This is a genomic window from Ochrobactrum sp. WV_118_8, from assembly GCF_039631535.1.
Taxonomy (GTDB): domain Bacteria; phylum Pseudomonadota; class Alphaproteobacteria; order Rhizobiales; family Rhizobiaceae; genus Brucella; species Brucella anthropi.
Genome location: NZ_JBDIUZ010000002.1, coordinates 265,597 through 282,539, shown reverse-complemented (window position 1 = coordinate 282,539; position 16,943 = coordinate 265,597). Strand labels below are relative to the sequence as shown.

The window sequence follows — 16,943 nt, the reverse complement described above, 5'->3', positions numbered from 1 at the left end:
ACTATCCGAAAGTAGCGAACAATCAGATGGACCGGTTTGATGCGATGCGGGTTTTTACCCGTGTACTGGAACGACGCAGTTTCACATTGGCGGCGGAAGATCTAGGGATCCCGCGTTCAACCGTCACCGACGCGATCAAGCAGCTCGAAAGACGATTGGGCACGCAATTGTTCCTGCGTACCACGCGTCACGTTAATCCAACGCTTGATGGTCAGGCCTATTATCAGCGCTGCATAGAAATCATAGCTAGTATCGAGGATGCCGAAGGCGGGTTTTCTGGCGCAAAGCCGAGAGGTTTGCTCCGGGTGGAAGTGCAGGGCACGCTCGCGCGGCATTTTCTGCTACCGGAATTGCCAGCTTTTCTGGAAAAATATCCGGATATTGAACTTTATATGACCGAGGGCGATCGGTTCGTCGATCCGGTTCGGGAAGGTATCGATTGCGTTCTGCGTGTGGGTCTCCTGCAGGATAGCGACATGATTGCCCGGCGTGTTGCGATGCTGGATGAGGTTACCGTCGCATCTCCTGCCTATCTTGCACGATTTGGGGAACCCCGACATCCAGATCAACTGACTGATGGCCATCAGATGATCGGCTTCCGAGCCAGCGGCAGCATAGTCCGTATGCCCCTGGAGTTTATGGTCGACGGCAAGTTGCGAACAGTGACGATACCGGCTCCGGTTTCGGTCAATGCCGCTGAAAGCTATACGGCTGCGGCCAGCTTGGGCCTTGGGATCATTCAGATACCTCGCTATCATGCGATACGACATATTGCGGATGGAAAATTAGTACAGATACTCCACGCTTATCCGCCCAGCTCGTCACCGGTATCTGTTGTATATCCGCGCGATCGGCAACTTTCTCCCCGGGTCAGGGTATTTATCGACTGGATTGCCGTGATACTCGCCCGTCAGAATAATTGAGGCCGTTAACCCCTCATTAAGAATTTGGAACAAGATGGCTTCTTACGTGTTAGAATAGAGCCTGCAGAAATGCAGAAAGCACATCGCTACGCACCACGGGAGGGAGGGCAGAGATGAGCAACATTCTATTCTGGACCGCTTTGGTAATCGTTCCTGTGCTTCTGGGCACAGCCTACGCTTATGTGCAATCGATACGGCATAGGGACGACTTCTAGAACGCAAGCATAGCTGACGGAAAGCTGCTCTTATCTTGAAGCAGGCGAGTGGTCGTGTGCTTCAAGATAATTCTATTGCATAGAATTTTGTATCGACAGCCATCCGCGGAAAATCTTCCGGTAAATCTGTATGGGAGATTTCCACGAAGCCGTTCTTTTCATAAAACCGATGTGCGCCCAGAAACTTCTCGGTCGTTCCAAGCAATACTTTGGTAACGCATCGTTCGTGAGCGTGCGAAATGAGCGTTGCAAGCAATTTGTGCGCAGTACCGAATTCGGAACCGCGATAAGCCTTGGCGACAAACATTTTCCGCAAAGCAGCCTGACCTTGCCCTATATCCTTGAGGGCTATGGTGCCGACGATGTGACCATCGGCTTCGGCTACCCAAAATTCACCGCTTCCCTGACGATAGAACCCCTCCACGTCTCGTATATCAGGTTGGTCGTCTGCGCTGATCGGAATGTCGAACTCGCATTGTTGTATTGGCAAGATTACAGCAAAAACACTGTCCGCGTCGCCCGTCTGGAATGTTCTAATTCTGATCAAGTCCGCTTTGCTCGTCATTGTGCTGCCGTTCATCTCGCCCGCGAATCTACATTGATTTAATTGTTAATGAATCCGCTTCTCGGATTCTGGGTCAAGAGACGTTCAAATCTGTCCGGCTGACGGGGTTTTCGTAGATAAAGCTAATATTGGGCTCTTTTAGAAGGTTTTGATCACATTCAGTTGGTGTTCGGTTGCTTACACCAATTTCAACCAGAGCGCGCTGTGCGCGGTAGCGTGTGAATCCCCCTATTCAGGGGGATCAAGGCGAATATATGAGCAAAATTAGCAGTTTACGCTATAAAATATATTTCATGCTATTTTACTCGGAAGAAAAGGTGTCATATTTTGGTAATCGATATGGTTGCTTTGAAATTTTGATTATCTTTGTTTTGTGGAAGTAGTTTCACTTTTGAAGTGATATTTTACGTTGCCTAATGAAAGAAAATACCCTTCTATTGTTTTGAGTAGAGCACTGCAAAGAGCTGAGGGGTTTCAATGCATTGTCGCAACATCGGCTCGCGCGCCATCCGTTTTCTGTCCAGCACAGCGCTCATATCCTTAGGAACGGTTTTGCTACAAAGCACTCCCGGCATGGCTGCATGTTCGTTTTCGCCGACGCTAGGTGATGACACGTTCATTTGCGACAGCGGCACATCTCCCGGCGGTCTTACCGACCTCAATGGTAACAATACATTGCTTTTGCCGACTGGAGGGACAGGCACCGTCAGCGGAGATGTAGCGTTCGGCTCCGGTGTGGACCGCGTGGAAGTCCATTCCAGTTCGATTGTAGGGAATGTCAATCAGGGCGATGGTCTCAACAGCTTTCTCATTACGGGCGGAAGCGTTACAGGCAATGTTCGTCAGGGAAATGATATTGACGAGTTCCGTATAACGGGCGGCGAGATTGGTTCGCTCAATCAGGGTAACGGATACGACCAATTTTTTATGTCGGGTGGACGTATCGTCGATGCCTTTGACGATGGCGATTATGCAGTGATGACGGATGGACGCATCGGACGCGTCAATCTCAAGCTAGATGATAATTATTTCAACATGTCTGGCGGAACAATTGACCGCAACCTGATTGCCGGACTTGGTAATGATACGATTATCGTTTCTGGCGGTATGATCGGCGGCAATATAAGCATCAGTAGTGGAACCGACAGTGTAACCATGACGGGCGGCACGGTTGCAGGTGATGTTCTGCTCGGTTTCGGTAATGATCAGTTTTCATGGAGTGGTGGCGGCATAATCTATGGGAAGATTGATCTTGGCCCGGATAACGATACGGCCGTTCTTGCCAACCTTACCGATGCCAATATAGGCGCTACTGCACGGCTTAGCGGCGGCGAGGGGAATGATGTTCTCACGTTCAATAATGTGAAAACAGGAAAAGTCTCCCGTTTTGACAGCTGGGAAACAATCAACCTTACTGACGATACGCGCCTTGTTTTCGACAGCGCTCTTACGTTGGGCGACGCCGGAACGGGAACGGGGACGCTCAATATCGATGCGACGAGCACCGTCTATGGCGGTGCTGCAATGGGTAGTGTGAACCCGTTCGCAGTAAGCCAACTGGCTAGTGTCTTCAACGCCGGGCGTATTGACCTCACCAATGGAGGGACGAGCACTACTGACACATTTACGATCAAGGGCAATTACGTCGGGCAGAACGGTCTTCTGTTTTTAGATACCGTTCTGGCTTCTGATGGCGCCCCTTCGGACAAGCTTGTGATCGATACAGGTGTTGCATCAGGTAACACCGCCATTGCGGTTACCAACGCGAGTGGGGCAGGCGCTGCAACAAATGCGAACGGCATTTTGGTCGTACAAGCATTGAATGGTGGTTCCACCAGTCAGAATGCTTTTTCACTGAACGGTCGTGCTGCTGCCGGTGCCTACGAATATTTTCTGTTCAAGGGCGGTGTAACGGCGAATACCACCGAGAACTGGTATCTGAGATCAACTTTGGTTCGTGGAAGCGAACCGCCTGCTTCGACGGGGGGAACATCCGTTTCGCCGGAAGAGCCCGAAACAACTGCGCCGCCACCCGCACTCGAGCAGCCTCCAGCGACTTTGCCTGTCGACCCGGATACAGAAACGCCGGTAACAGAAGATGCTTCCGCTCCCGATGCGCCTCCACCTCCCGTATCGGCGGAGGCTCCTAATCCACCCGACAATACGACGGGTCAACAACAGAATGTTGTCCTTCCATTCGACGGAGCCGTTCCGCCTTCACCTGGTGCAACGAGGGTTAAAGGCGACGTGATTTCTCTCTATCGCAAGGAAGTGCCGGTTTATTCAGCATTGCCGCCTGTGGCGTACCATCTGGCGCTTTCTACGCTCGGTACGTTTCATGAACGTCGCGGCGAGCAGGATTTGCTGAAAACTGCCGGATATCTGCCTGCGAGCTGGGGCAGAGTCTTCGGGCAGGATATTGATATGAAATGGCGAGGAACGGTTGCACCGGGTCTCGACGGAAAGCTCTTTGGTATTCAGGCGGGACAGGATATTCTGGGTCGCGAAACGGATGGCGGACATTTTGACCGTTTCGGTCTGTTTTTCGGTTATGCCCGCGCAACAGGTGATATCACCGGGCAAGCGCTCGGCTGGAACGATCTCGCTGTTGGCGATCTCGAAGTTACGGGTACGAGTTTCGGCGGGTACTGGACTCATATCGGGCCGCAAGGCTGGTATCTCGACGCCATACTTATGGGAACGTGGTTCGGTGGTGATGCAACCTCGAATGAAGGTCAGAGTATTGACCTCGACGGGCATGGGGTTACGGCTTCGCTCGAAGGAGGCTATCCTGTCGCCCTAAGCGAAAGCTGGACACTGGAGCCGCAGGCGCAACTGATCTGGCAGCATCTCTCGCTTGATGATCAAGCTGATCGTTATTCCTCGGTAGCGTTTGATACAGATAATGCGTGGACGGGCCGGATCGGGTTCAGATTGCAGGGTGAACAAGAAACTTCGGTCGGGAAATTACGGCCATATCTGAAAGCCAATCTTTGGCAGAATTTTTCATCGGATCAGACTGTGCGTTTTGCCACTGATCCGATTGTGACTGATCTCAAGGGCACATCGCTGGAACTGGGTGGTGGGCTGACCTTGGATATTACCGAGAAAGCCAGTTTGTTTGCGACTGCAGACTACACGACCAATCTTGGTGGCGAACGCAACCGGATATGGGAGGGTAACTTGGGGCTGAATATAAAATGGTGAAGGCAATGGCGATCGGAGATGATCGCCGTAATGACAGAGGAGGGAACAACGGTAATGGGTAGACGTGCATACGAAAAGCTCGCGAGAATCTGTGCATCCCTAAACACATCCGAGCAGGAGCTGGCCCACTCTCTCGGTATTTCGCGAGTTGCGCTGAAAGCGATAGATCGCACTGATGCGCCGCTTTATCTTCGATTGGCATTGGCCGCTCTGGTATCGGAAATGGATCCGGATCAAGTGCTGAACTCCAAACGAGGGAGCTCAGAAATGGAAGCACCTCGTCAGCTCTTGTCGGTGAGGTGATCATCAAAAGTTATGGGTTTCAAAGGTGTTGTGGTGGCAAAATCTTTCGCCTTGCTTCTTTTGATTGGACTGTTCTGTTTCCCGCAATTGGCTGCCGCGTCCTGCACGCGTGCAGCCGGTGCTGCGGATATGATGACGCAGCGCCAGCTTTCGGCACTGCGCGCGCTGGAACGCAGCCGTGGTTGCAAGGGTGGCGACGAACGCGGCGGTTTTTTCAATCCTTGCCGCGATCTTTCTCAAAAAATAGCTGAAATACAGCGGCAGCTTTCATCCAGTTCGCTTTCTTCCCGATCATGCGTAGAACAACCGGCTGCCAGTCCGGCAGCAAAAGTGAAACTTGATCGTCCCAAAGTTGCGTCTGTCGTAACGAACGACAAGCCATGGGTGCCGAATGGTATCAAAGGCGCCCTGACTTATTGTGTGCGTTTGTCGGATGGTTATCTATTCCCAGCTCCGCATTCACAGTTTCAGAAGTCCGACAGCGTGACGGAAACAGTGGCACAATGCCGTTTTATTTGTCAGGGGGAGAATGTCGATCTCTACGTTCTGAATGATCCGAACGGCGAAACGGCCGATATGGTGTCAGTCTCGAACGGTAAGCCCTATGTCGAGTTGTCTACCGCATATAACTATCAGGGAAGCGGTGATTTCAGAAGATGCAACTGGGCCGGTTATGTCGACAAGATCAGTGAGCTGCGGGCCAGTAGCAAGGGCGGTCGCGCGTTCAAAAATGTCGTCGTTCCCATGCCAGATGCTCGACCGACTCGTAATGATGACGTAGCTGCTTCAGCGGCGTCTTTTGCTCCCATAACAGACCGTAGTGTACGTGTTGTCGGCCCTGCCTTCATTTTTGATGACGGCGCGGGAAACATGAAGCTTAGTGCACATTGACGGTGATGCACCAAATCCTCAAGTTCAATTTGAATGAGACGTGTCGCGATTGGGACTGAACCGCTCGCTTTCCGTCTGTAACCTCCCTGAAACGGGCGTTGTCAATTTGCGTCCGGAGACCATCGATCATTGCATTGTTTGAAATCTGTCAGTGTTGTTCGACCTGGAGGAGGTAGACATGAGCAAGAACCGTGGCGTCGTTTATTTGCGGCCCGGGACAGTCGAAGTGCGCGATATTGAAGATCCAGCGTTAGCGGCACCGGACGGGAGGAAGCTGGACCACGCCGTTATATTGAAGGTAATCTCGACAAATATTTGTGGTTCCGACCAGCATATGGTTCGCGGACGCACGACTGCGATGCCCGGTCTCGTGCTGGGGCATGAAATTACCGGTGAAATTATTGAAAAAGGCAGCGATGTCGAGATGCTCGATGTGGGCGACATCGTTTCAGTCCCGTTCAATGTCGCTTGTGGTCGCTGCCGCTGCTGCAAATCCCAGGACACAGGTGTTTGTTTGACGGTCAACCCGTCGCGTGCCGGTGGCGCCTATGGATATGTTGATATGGGAGGCTGGATTGGTGGGCAGGCCCGCTATGTCATGGTGCCCTATGCCGATTTCAATTTGCTCAAGTTCCCTGATCGCGAGCAGGCGATGGAAAAAATCCGCGACCTGACGATGCTTTCTGACATCTTGCCGACCGGCTTTCACGGTGCGGTGAAAGCCGGCGTCGGGGTTGGTTCGGTTGTATATGTCGCGGGTGCGGGACCGGTGGGGCTTGCTGCTGCGGCATCCGCTCGCATTCTGGGCGCTGCGGTCGTTATGGTCGGTGACTTCAACAAGGAACGGCTCGATCACGCGCGGAAAGTGGGCTTCGAACCAATTGATCTTTCGGCAAGTGATCGTCTCGGCGACATGATTGCAGAGGTCACAGGCAGCAACGAAGTGGATAGTGCTATTGATGCCGTTGGGTTCGAGGCGCGCGGTCATAGCGGTGGCGAGCAACCGGCGATCGTGTTGAACCAGATGATGGAGATAACTCGTCCCGCCGGGGCAATTGGTATTCCGGGGCTTTACGTCACCGAAGACCCTGGTGCTGTCGACAATGCTGCGAAACAAGGTAGCTTGTCGTTACGGTTTGGTCTCGGTTGGGCCAAGGCGCAGTCATTCCATACCGGACAGACACCCGTTCTGAAGTACAATCGCCAACTGATGCAGGCGATCCTGCATGGACGCCTGAATATCGCCGAGATCGTAAACGCTCAGGTCATTTCACTTGAGGATGCGGCGAAGGGCTATGAGAGCTTTGATCAGGGTGCGGCGAAGAAATTCGTTCTCGATCCGCATGGCCTCGTGAGCAAGGTGGCCTGATTCAAGTCGATTTCGAAATGCAGGAAGGGCGCTCTCACGAGCGCCCTTTTCGTTTGGGATTGTTTCAATCTGTAACGTTACAGATTCATAGATCTTGAGTGCTTCATGCTGAATATCAAACGAGATAAAACACAAGATGATCCTTTCACACCAAAAAATTTCTTTCAGGAAAACAACAAAAGATCAATCTGTTAAACTCTGCCTGAGTGCTAGATCCCACTTGTCAGAAATTAAGGACTTGCAAGCGAGATGGTTTTGAATACCATATCTGTAACGTTTCAGATTTGGGAGGATATGGAATGTTACCAGAAAGAGCAAAAGTTCTCGCCATATCTGTTTGTCTCGCTATGACAACGTTGACAATGGCAGATTCAACTTCTGCGGCTAATCTTGAAGTTACGCATTGGTGGACATCAGGTGGTGAAGCGGCAGCTGTCAAAGTTCTCGCTGAAAAATATGACGCGCTCGGCGGCGACAAGTGGGTCGATGGGGCGATTGCCGGTAGCGGTGCTACAGCCCGCCCGATCATTATCAGCCGTATTCTCGGCGGTAATCCAATGGGAGCGACCCAGCTCAATCATGGACGGCAGGCTGAAGAACTGGTTCAGGGCGGATTGATGACGGATTTGACCGAGCTTGCCGAAAAGGAAGGCTGGGCCAACTTCATTCGCCCGAAGAGCCTCTTGGAATCCTGTACTTATGAAGGGCGCCTCTACTGTGTGCCGCTGAATATTCACTCATGGGAATGGATGTGGATCAATCCGCAAGCCTTTCGCGAGGCCGGAACCGAACCTCCAAAGAACTGGAATGACCTTATAGCTGCAGCTCCCAAGCTGAAGGAAAAGAACATTGTGCCGTTGGCGACCGGTGACGGTTGGCAGGTGAATGGCATGCTGACTGTCCTGACAACTGCGATTGGCGGTAAGGACCTCTATCTAAAGGTCAATAAGGACAAGAACGCCGATGCGGCACGCGGTCCTGAAATGAAGAAGGTTTTTGAAGCGCTGGCTCAGGCGCGCTCATTGGCTGACCCGGGTTATGTGGGCCGTTCATGGAACGAGGCGACCAACATGGTGCTGACCGGCCGCGCCGGTACGCAGATCATGGGAGACTGGGCGCAAGGCGAGTTTGGGACAGCAGGCAAGGTTGCAGGCAAGGATTATGACTGTTTGCCAGGACTCGGCGTTCATCAATATCTGGATACTGGCGGTGATGCGATCTACTTCCCGAAGAACAAGGATCCGGAAGTCACCAAGGCACAGCTCAAGCTGGCAAGCATGCTCGTTTCCAAGGAAACGCAGGTTGCCTTCAATCTGGCCAAGGGTTCGCTGCCGATCCGTGGCGATGTGGATCTCGATTCAGCCTCGAGCTGCATGCGTGCGGGTATCGATATTCTGAAGAACCCGGACAACATCGTTCCCTCTGTGGAGCAGTTGCGTGCGCCGGATACCCAAGGGCAAATCGAAAGTCTGGCTGCCGAGTTTTTCTCCAATCCAGACATGACGGTCGATGATATTCAGGAACGTTTTGCGGAGATTATCGAACAGGCACAATAGTCACGTTCAAGTCCTGCGCTGTCGATGAGGACGACGGTACAGGACACTCCGAGAACCGGAACAGGGAGGAGTATCATGGCCGTCATGGAAGAGGGCAGTCGTGGAAAGCCGTCGGGAATATTTCGCAATCTGAATGCAAAGGTTGCAGCACTTCCGATGATCGCGACGGTTCTCGTGGTCTTCATTGGCTGCACGCTCTGGACGGTTGTTTATTCCTTCACGTCCTCCAAATCGCTGCCTATGTTGAATTTTGTCGGCTTCGATCAATATACGCGCCTGTTTTCTGCGACCCGCTGGCATGTGTCAGTCCGCAATCTGGCGATCTATGGCGTCCTCTGCATGGGCTTTTCCCTTGTGGCCGGGTTTGTCCTTGCTGCCCTGATGGACCAGAAAATCCGCTTCGAGAACACATTTCGCACGATTTTCCTCTATCCCTATGCCCTGTCGTTCATTGTGACGGGCCTTGTCTGGCAGTGGATTTTCAATCCGCAACTCGGACTGGAGAAAGTCATTCGCGATATCGGCTTCGACAATTTCCAGATGGCTATCCTGTCGAGCCGTACCTACGTCATCTATGCAATTGTCATTGCCGGGCTCTGGCAGATGACGGGGTTGGTCATGGTTCTGATGCTGGCCGGGCTGCGCAATGTCGATGATGAAATCTGGAAGGCTGCACGAGTTGACGGCATTCCGAAGTGGAAAGCCTATCTCTTCATCATCCTGCCGATGATGCGCCCCGTTCTGGTGACGACCGTCGTTCTTATCGCGACAGGCATCGTCAAACTATACGATCTGGTGGTTGCCATGACCAATGGCGGTCCCGGCATAGCGTCGGAAGTACCAGCAAAATATGTTTACGACTTCATGTTCGGCTGGGCCAATTTGGGGCAGGGGCTTGCTGCTTCTACCGTCATGCTGACCACGGTTCTGATCATTCTCGTTCCTTGGACAATGCTGGAATATAGTCGGAGGAAAGCGCGATGACGGAAGCTGTCCTCAACAGGAAGAGGCCAGCCGAAACTGAGGCTGTAGCAGCCCAGGCTCGTCCGGCACAAAAGCGGGCTTCGCAGCCGTGGGGTCGTAAGCCAAAACGGCGCTTTGCACCGGCCACCATCATGCTCTACAGCATTTTGTTCGTTGCTGCCGTCTATTATCTGTTGCCGCTTTACGTGATGGTAGTCACTTCTCTGAAGGGTATGCCGGAGATCCGGCTCGGCAACATCTTTTCACCGCCAGTCGAAATCACCTTTGAGCCATGGGTCAAGGCATGGAGTCAGGCTTGTACCGGCCTTTATTGTGAAGGCATTAGCGCGGGTTTCTGGAATTCGATTAAGATCACCGTGCCGAGCGTGATCGTTTCCATCACCATTGCTTCGGTCAATGGTTACGCGCTGGCCAACTGGAAGTTCAAAGGATCGGAAATATTCTTTTCGGTCTTGTTGTTTGGGGCGTTCATTCCGTATCAGGTCATGCTTTATCCTCTCGTGATCATAACCCGCGAGCTTGGTATATTCGGCACGCTGACCGGCGTTGTCTTCATCCATACCATCTTCGGCATGCCGATCTTGACGTTATTGTTCCGCAACTATTTCGCCGGCCTGCCGCCGGAACTCTTCAAGGCAGCGCGTGTCGACGGAGCCGGGTTCTGGCGCATTTTCTTTCAGATCATGCTGCCGATGTCGCTGCCGATCTTCGTGGTTGCAATCATTCTGCAGGTGACCGGTATCTGGAACGACTTTCTGTTCGGCGTGGTGTTTGCAGGAACGCAGAATTTTCCGATGACCGTCCAGCTGAACAATATCGTCAACTCCATGCAGGGCGTGAAGGAATACAACGTCAATATGGCCGCCACCATTCTTACCGGGGCCGTGCCATTGCTCGTCTATTTTGTTTCTGGTCGGTATTTTGTACGCGGCATTGCCGCTGGCGCAGTGAAAGGATGAATTCATGAACTCCAGCGTTTCCATCCAGGATCTGTCGCTCGGCTTCGGCTCGGTCAATGTGTTGCAAAATCTCAATCTGGAAATCGGGGAGGGAGAATTCCTCGTTCTTCTGGGGCCGTCCGGTTGCGGCAAGTCCACTCTGCTCAATTGTGTAGCGGGCCTTCTCGATATCTCCGAAGGCAGCATTTTCATCAAAGGACGTAACGTTACCTGGGAGGAGCCGAAGGATCGCGGCATCGGCATGGTGTTTCAGTCCTATGCGCTTTATCCGCAAATGACTGTTGAGAAGAACCTTTCCTTCGGTTTGCGGGTTGCCGGCTTGCCGAAAGGGGAGATTGATAAACGCATCAAACGCGCGGCCGAAATTCTGCAGATCGAACCCTTGCTGCAGCGCAAACCTTCGGCACTGTCCGGCGGACAACGTCAGCGTGTTGCGATCGGTCGTGCGCTGGTGCGCGATGTCGACGTGTTTTTGTTCGATGAACCGCTTTCCAATCTGGATGCAAAATTACGTTCTGAGCTACGCGTTGAGATCAAGCGCCTTCACCAGAAACTCGGCAATACCATGATCTACGTCACGCACGACCAGATCGAAGCCCTGACATTGGCGGACCGCATCGCAGTCATGAAAGGTGGGGTGGTCCAACAACTGGCTGATCCGTCGACGATTTACAATCGCCCAAAGAACAGGTTCGTAGCGGGTTTTCTCGGCTCGCCGTCGATGAATTTCTTTACGGGAGAAATTACGGCTACAAATGGCAAGCCAGTCTTCCATGTTGGCGAGACCGCCGTTCAGCTTGATGGATATGACGGTGGGCTGACACCCGGACGTAAGGCCACTCTCGGGGTTCGTCCTGAGCATACTAGACTTGATGTCGAAGATGGTTTTGAGGCGACCGTCGATCTGGACGAGCCGATGGGTGCCGACAGTTTGGTCTGGCTTCGCCTGAACGGACATTCGCTATCCGCACGGGTGGAAGCGGGGAAGCGCTATCGGGCAGGTGAGAAGGTCAGGATTGGTTTCAAGCCGGATGCCCTGTCGCTTTTCGATGCGCAAACGGAGGAGAGGCTTTAGATGAATAGCGAAGAACGCTCCCCTTAAGAGCCTCTCCTGCGAGAGGCGAAGCTATTGGCTTTCAATGGACGGCACGAGGGCTTGCCTCGGACCGTGCGGGGATTTTTTTGCTCGCAAGAAAGCCCGACACAATTCTGGATAGAGTTCTGAGGACGAGGACATGAACGGATATTCCTATCAACTTTACAGCTCCCGCAACTTCCAACCGTTGGAACGCACGCTCACCATGCTGCGGGATCTCGGCTATCGTCGGGTGGAAGGCTATGGGGGGATTTATGGTGATCCTGTTCGATTAAAGAAGGACCTCGACGCATTGGGACTTTCCATGCCTACCGGGCACTTTGGTCTGGATATGCTGGAGAACGAAGTCGACCGTGTTCTGGAGATTGCCAAGGTCGCCGATATGAAGGCTATTTTCTGCCCATATCTCGATGCAGACCGCCGCCCGGATAGTGTTGCCGGTTGGCAGGAGTTCGGAAAACGCCTTGCTATCGCTGGAGAGCATTATCGCAAGGCGGGCTATGCATTTGGCTGGCACAACCATGATTTCGAATTCCGCCCGTTGGCCGACGGTTCCGTACCACAGGAACATATCCTCGATGCTTCCCCCGATCTTGCATGGGAGGCGGATATTGCGTGGATTATCAAAGGTGGTGCCGACCCGCTTGAATGGATCAGGCGCTATGGCGACCGAATCCTTGCGGTCCATGTCAAAGATATCGCCATAGCCGGTGAAAAAACCGACGAAGACGGCTGGGAAGACGTCGGACATGGCACTGTGGACTGGGCTGAATTGTTTACGGCTTTGCGCAAGACGCCCGTCCGCTATTTCATCATGGAACACGATAATCCGTCGGACGACACCCGATTTGCGAGCCGTTCCATCGAAACCGTAAAGAATTTCTGAGTTGGAGAACGAAATGACCAAGACACTTGGTGTCGGCATTATCGGTTGTGGTAATATATCCGCTGCCTATCTGCGACTGTCTCCCATGTTTCGAGGTATCGAAATAATGGCGTGCGCGGATATAAATCCTGCTGCAGCAAAAGCGCGCGCAGACGAGTTTGGTGTAAAGGCGCAGACTATCGACGAGCTGCTTCAGAATGACGGCATTGATATCGTCGTCAACCTGACAGTTCCCGATGCTCATTATGCTGTCACGAAGCAAATTCTGGCCGCAGGCAAACATGCATACTCAGAAAAACCTTTGGTTCTCTCGATGGAGCAGGGGCTGGAACTGAAGGCGCTTGCCGATGGTCGTAACCTGAAAGTGGGGTGCGCGCCGGATACGTTTCTGGGTGGAGCCCATCAGCTGGCGCGGCGCGAAATCGATAATGGTAATGTCGGTCGCATCACCTCCGGTACATGCCATGTCATGAGCCATGGCATGGAGCATTGGCATCCGAATCCGGACTTTTTCTTCCGAAAGGGCGGTGGGCCGATCCTTGATCTTGGACCGTATTATATCGCCAATCTCGTTAATCTGATTGGCCCCGTGAAGCGTGTCGCCGCTTTGACTTCTGTAGCTACACCGACGCGGACGATTAGCTCTGAACCACGCAAGGGCGAAGCCATTCCTGTGGAGACGCCAACGACCATTCACGCATTATTGGAATTCGAACAGGGCGCAACAGTAACACTATCAGCCAGTTGGGATGTCTGGGCGCATCGCCATGCGAACATGGAGTTGTATGGCACCGAAGGATCGCTTTACCTGCCCGATCCCAATTTTTTTGGCGGAGAAGTTCAAATGGCTAAGCCGGGCGAACCAGTAGAGCCAGTTAAAAATTGGGAGCATCCATTTGGCGTTGCCAATGAACAGCATTCTCAAGGTATGATGGCTAACTATAGAACGGCTGGTCTGGCAGATATGGCGGCTGCTATTCTGAATGGCCGCGATATACGTTGTTCACTGGAGCGTGCACTGCATGGGGTCGATGTCATGCTGGCTATTTTGAGATCAGGCGAGGAAAAGCGTTTCATCGACATCGAAACGCGTTGCACGCGCCCGGAAGCACTGAACATTAAAGCGGCTGAGGCTTTGTTGCGGCCAGTTGAAAATGGAAAGAAACGGGCGGCGAACTGACTTTGCATCGCTCCTCCCGAGCGATAGGAGGCTATTCCGGGCTCACGGGTCCGGAGTGGCCTCCGCCCATTCTTATCCGATGGTCTGCAAGGACCTCACATCGATGCCGTTAATCCGGCCCAGAATGGCTTTGCCAAGCTGCTGCCCGGCCAGCTTGAAACTTTCCTCGACGACAATCAGCCCCGGGCGAAACCAATGCAAAATCTGCGTCGATTGTTTGGCTGCGACATCGACTTCATTACCGATACTCAATCCCGCATCTTCTACACCGGCAACAATTGCCAGAGCGGCTGCACTGCCAGAGCAGATAATACCGTCCGGTCGATCAGGCCTTTTCATCAATTGAGCTATATGCTGTCGCAAATCCTCAAGCGGTGTATCGAGATCAACGTCTTCGAGCGGCGATCCACCACAGTGAAAGGCACGCAGACCTTCATAAAATCCACCTACCATATGCCGGTAATAGGTGAGATGCGCGGGTGGAGTCAGTAAAGCGAGCCGCTTTCGTCCGCGCGCCGCTAGTTTGCCAACCATATCCAGCGCGAAAGTGAAATTATCAAAGTCGTGAAAAGGGTGCTCAATGCCCGTATCAGTGCGACCATGGGTGGCAAACGGAAAATCATGTTCCGTCAGATAATGGACGCGCTGATCGTCCGGTTCTGTACGCGAAAAAATAATACCGTCAGCTGAACCCGTTTCCACGATGTAGCGGATTGGTTCGATTGGTGCCCGCGAATGAAAATAGGGTGTCAGAATGAGATGGTATTGCGTTTCGGCAAGAACATCCGCGACGCCATGAATGACCTGGCTGGTAAAGCCCATGATCTCGTCCTGTGTGTTCAGGACAAGGGCAATGACATTCGTCTTGCCGGTTCGAAGGCGCACCCCGGCACGATTGGGGCGATAACCGATCTGTCGGGCGATCAGTTGTACGCGTTTTCGTGTTTCCGGACCGATTTCCGGTGCATCCTTTAAAGCACGCGAAACCGTGGTCACGCCAAGGCCGGTCATGAATGCAATTGTCTTCAGCGTCGGACGTTCATTTTCAAAGAACGATTTGGCTGGATTTTGCGGCTTGGAAACCTGCGGGCTCCGTTTTTCATTCATGCGTATTTCGTCCGGCAGCGAGGAACGATGTGTACGGGAAAAGCTAGAATTCGCTTTATCTATCAATAGCTTGTTTTAACGGACTTGTCATCTTTTATGATGTTGAATCGATATTTTCAGATACCATTTCGAACGGTTTTTATTGCGTTCCGCACGTACTCGCTGAGGCATGCTTTCCATCGTCTCGGTGCTTGTCATTGCCAGCGATAAGAACTTCTCCTTGAACGCTGTTTTGACTAGATTGTCATGAAAAAATTTCAGTATAATAGGACAATTCTGGATATGTCATGATGGAGTTGGTAGACGCATGTGGGAACCCATGTTGGAAATGCGCAAGGGCGTCACCAAGCATAGGCTTTTGACAGATAAAATTGTCGACGATATCGAGAAGGGCGTTCTTTTGCCGGGCACGCGTATGCCGACCCATCGCGATTTGGCGCACAAGCTCGGGCTTTCGGTGCAGACGGTCAGTATCAGCTACAAGGAGGCAGAACGGCGCGGTTATTTACGTGGTGAGGTTGGCCGGGGAACCTATGTCTGCAACCGGGTGACGGAGCGGGCTGATCGTTTCATGCTTGATCGGGATCCCAGCGGAACCGCGGATCTGTCGATCATTCGCGCCGTCTATACAGAATCCCACGAGAATGCATCGCGCCGCCTGCTGGAGGAAATGAGCCAGTCGGACAATGCGAGCTTCATGCGTCCATGTCGACCTATTGCGGGGCTGGACCGACATCGCGCGGTCGCGCGTGACTGGTTGCGCGGCCTGTCAGTGGATGTCGATCCGGGTCGGATCATCATCACGAATGGCGCTGCTCATGGCCTGTTTCTGGCAGTCGCAGCGGTTGTGCAGCCGGGTGAGGTTGTACTGACGGAAAGCCTGACCGATCATGGCATCATCGGTCTTGCCAATGTGCTTGGCTTCACGCTGCGTGCGCTGCCGACGGATAGAGAAGGTATATTGCCCGATGCTTTTGAAATTGCATGTAAGGCGGGAGATGTAAGGGCGCTGGTACTCATCCCGACGCTTGGCAATCCGACCAGTCATTTAATGGGCGCTGAAAGGCGCATTGCTGTTGCGGATATTGCCCGGCGATACGGCGTTTGTGTCATCGAGGATGAAGTCTATAAGCCGATCCTTGAAGAGCCTCTGCCATCAATGCCGGAACTGCTGCCAGAACTGGGCTTCTTCGTAACCAGCTTCACCAAGACGGTTATGACCGGCTTGCGGACAGGCTATCTTGTGGTGCCAGCGCATTATTCCATCCGCGTAACGTCGATTTTGCGCGTCACGAGCTGGAGCGGCGTCAATCTCGTTGCAGAGATGGCCAGCCGCTGGATCGAGGACGGAACGGCGACCGGGCTTCTGGATATTCAGCGCAGCGAATTGCGTTCAAGGCAGACATTGGTAGCCGATATTCTTGAACCGCACATTGCAGGCAGCAATCCGCTGTCGCTTTGTGCGTGGTTGAAGATCCCGCGCAACTGGTCGGAGGATGGTCTGGTCCGTGCTCTGGCAAGCAAAGGCGTTGCTGTCACACCTTCTGATCCGTTCGTGGCGGGCGGTGAGCGGGGGGATGGGGGCATCCGCATCTGCCTCGGCGGAAGGCTTTCGCGATCTGCCTTGCAGACAGCTCTTGAAACTATTCGCGAAACCTTCGCGCAACTGCCGCCGGTCTATGATGTCAGTTCTATAGCCTGA

At 52.9% G+C, this 16,943-nt stretch carries 13 protein-coding genes; 11 read left to right on the top strand and 2 right to left on the bottom strand.

Annotated elements, in window-relative coordinates; genetic code table 11:
• The first annotated feature begins 26 nt into the window (after positions 1-26).
• A complete protein-coding gene (locus ABDF71_RS15480) occupies positions 27-923 on the top strand; it encodes a LysR family transcriptional regulator (protein WP_151663622.1) in 897 nt (298 codons plus the stop codon).
• Between the two features lie 276 nt (positions 924-1,199).
• Here ABDF71_RS15480 and ABDF71_RS15475 read toward each other — a convergent pair whose 3' ends face one another.
• The gene (locus ABDF71_RS15475) at positions 1,200-1,718 is read right to left on the bottom strand and encodes a GNAT family N-acetyltransferase (RefSeq protein WP_235918639.1); all 519 of its coding nucleotides are present in this window, start codon (positions 1,716-1,718) and stop codon (positions 1,200-1,202) included.
• A gap of 462 nt (positions 1,719-2,180) precedes the next feature.
• On the opposite strand from ABDF71_RS15475, the gene ABDF71_RS15470 reads away from it, so the two are divergent.
• The 9 genes from ABDF71_RS15470 (at position 2,181) to ABDF71_RS15430 (ending at position 14,134) form a co-directional block, all read left to right on the top strand.
• Positions 2,181-4,910 carry an autotransporter family protein gene (locus ABDF71_RS15470; protein WP_258124368.1) on the top strand — a complete coding sequence of 910 codons (2,730 nt, stop codon included), beginning with the start codon at positions 2,181-2,183 and terminating at the stop codon, positions 4,908-4,910.
• Positions 4,911-5,225: 315 nt separating this feature from the next.
• Positions 5,226-6,104 (top strand): DUF2865 domain-containing protein, encoded by an 879-nt coding sequence (locus ABDF71_RS15465; RefSeq protein ID WP_151663864.1) that lies wholly within the window; start codon positions 5,226-5,228, stop codon positions 6,102-6,104.
• A gap of 178 nt (positions 6,105-6,282) precedes the next feature.
• Positions 6,283-7,473, top strand: a complete 1,191-nt coding sequence (fdhA, locus tag ABDF71_RS15460) for a formaldehyde dehydrogenase, glutathione-independent (protein WP_029927596.1) — start codon at positions 6,283-6,285, stop codon at positions 7,471-7,473.
• A gap of 299 nt (positions 7,474-7,772) precedes the next feature.
• Positions 7,773-9,029 carry an ABC transporter substrate-binding protein gene (locus ABDF71_RS15455; protein ID WP_374710395.1) on the top strand — a complete coding sequence of 419 codons (1,257 nt, stop codon included), beginning with the start codon at positions 7,773-7,775 and terminating at the stop codon, positions 9,027-9,029.
• Positions 9,030-9,104: 75 nt separating this feature from the next.
• The gene (locus ABDF71_RS15450; RefSeq protein ID WP_010658654.1) at positions 9,105-10,013 is read left to right on the top strand and encodes a carbohydrate ABC transporter permease; all 909 of its coding nucleotides are present in this window, start codon (positions 9,105-9,107) and stop codon (positions 10,011-10,013) included.
• Positions 10,010-10,972 carry a carbohydrate ABC transporter permease gene (locus ABDF71_RS15445; RefSeq protein ID WP_012092878.1) on the top strand — a complete coding sequence of 321 codons (963 nt, stop codon included), beginning with the start codon at positions 10,010-10,012 and terminating at the stop codon, positions 10,970-10,972. The genes ABDF71_RS15450 and ABDF71_RS15445 overlap by 4 nt, the downstream gene beginning before the upstream one ends.
• 4 nt (positions 10,973-10,976) lie before the next feature.
• Positions 10,977-12,047, top strand: a complete 1,071-nt coding sequence (locus ABDF71_RS15440) for an ABC transporter ATP-binding protein (RefSeq protein WP_010658656.1) — start codon at positions 10,977-10,979, stop codon at positions 12,045-12,047.
• A gap of 160 nt (positions 12,048-12,207) precedes the next feature.
• Positions 12,208-12,954 carry a sugar phosphate isomerase/epimerase family protein gene (locus tag ABDF71_RS15435; RefSeq protein ID WP_010658657.1) on the top strand — a complete coding sequence of 249 codons (747 nt, stop codon included), beginning with the start codon at positions 12,208-12,210 and terminating at the stop codon, positions 12,952-12,954.
• Positions 12,955-12,967: 13 nt separating this feature from the next.
• The gene (locus ABDF71_RS15430) at positions 12,968-14,134 is read left to right on the top strand and encodes a Gfo/Idh/MocA family protein (RefSeq protein WP_151663862.1); all 1,167 of its coding nucleotides are present in this window, start codon (positions 12,968-12,970) and stop codon (positions 14,132-14,134) included.
• A 72-nt stretch (positions 14,135-14,206) separates the two neighbouring features.
• Here the strand turns inward: ABDF71_RS15430 and ABDF71_RS15425 are convergent, their stop codons facing one another.
• A complete protein-coding gene (locus tag ABDF71_RS15425) occupies positions 14,207-15,241 on the bottom strand; it encodes a LacI family transcriptional regulator (RefSeq protein WP_151663861.1) in 1,035 nt (344 codons plus the stop codon).
• Positions 15,242-15,548: 307 nt separating this feature from the next.
• Here ABDF71_RS15425 and ehuR point away from each other — a divergent pair, with 307 nt between their 5' ends.
• Positions 15,549-16,943, top strand: a complete 1,395-nt coding sequence (gene ehuR, locus ABDF71_RS15420) for a MocR-like ectoine utilization transcription factor EhuR (protein WP_151663860.1) — start codon at positions 15,549-15,551, stop codon at positions 16,941-16,943.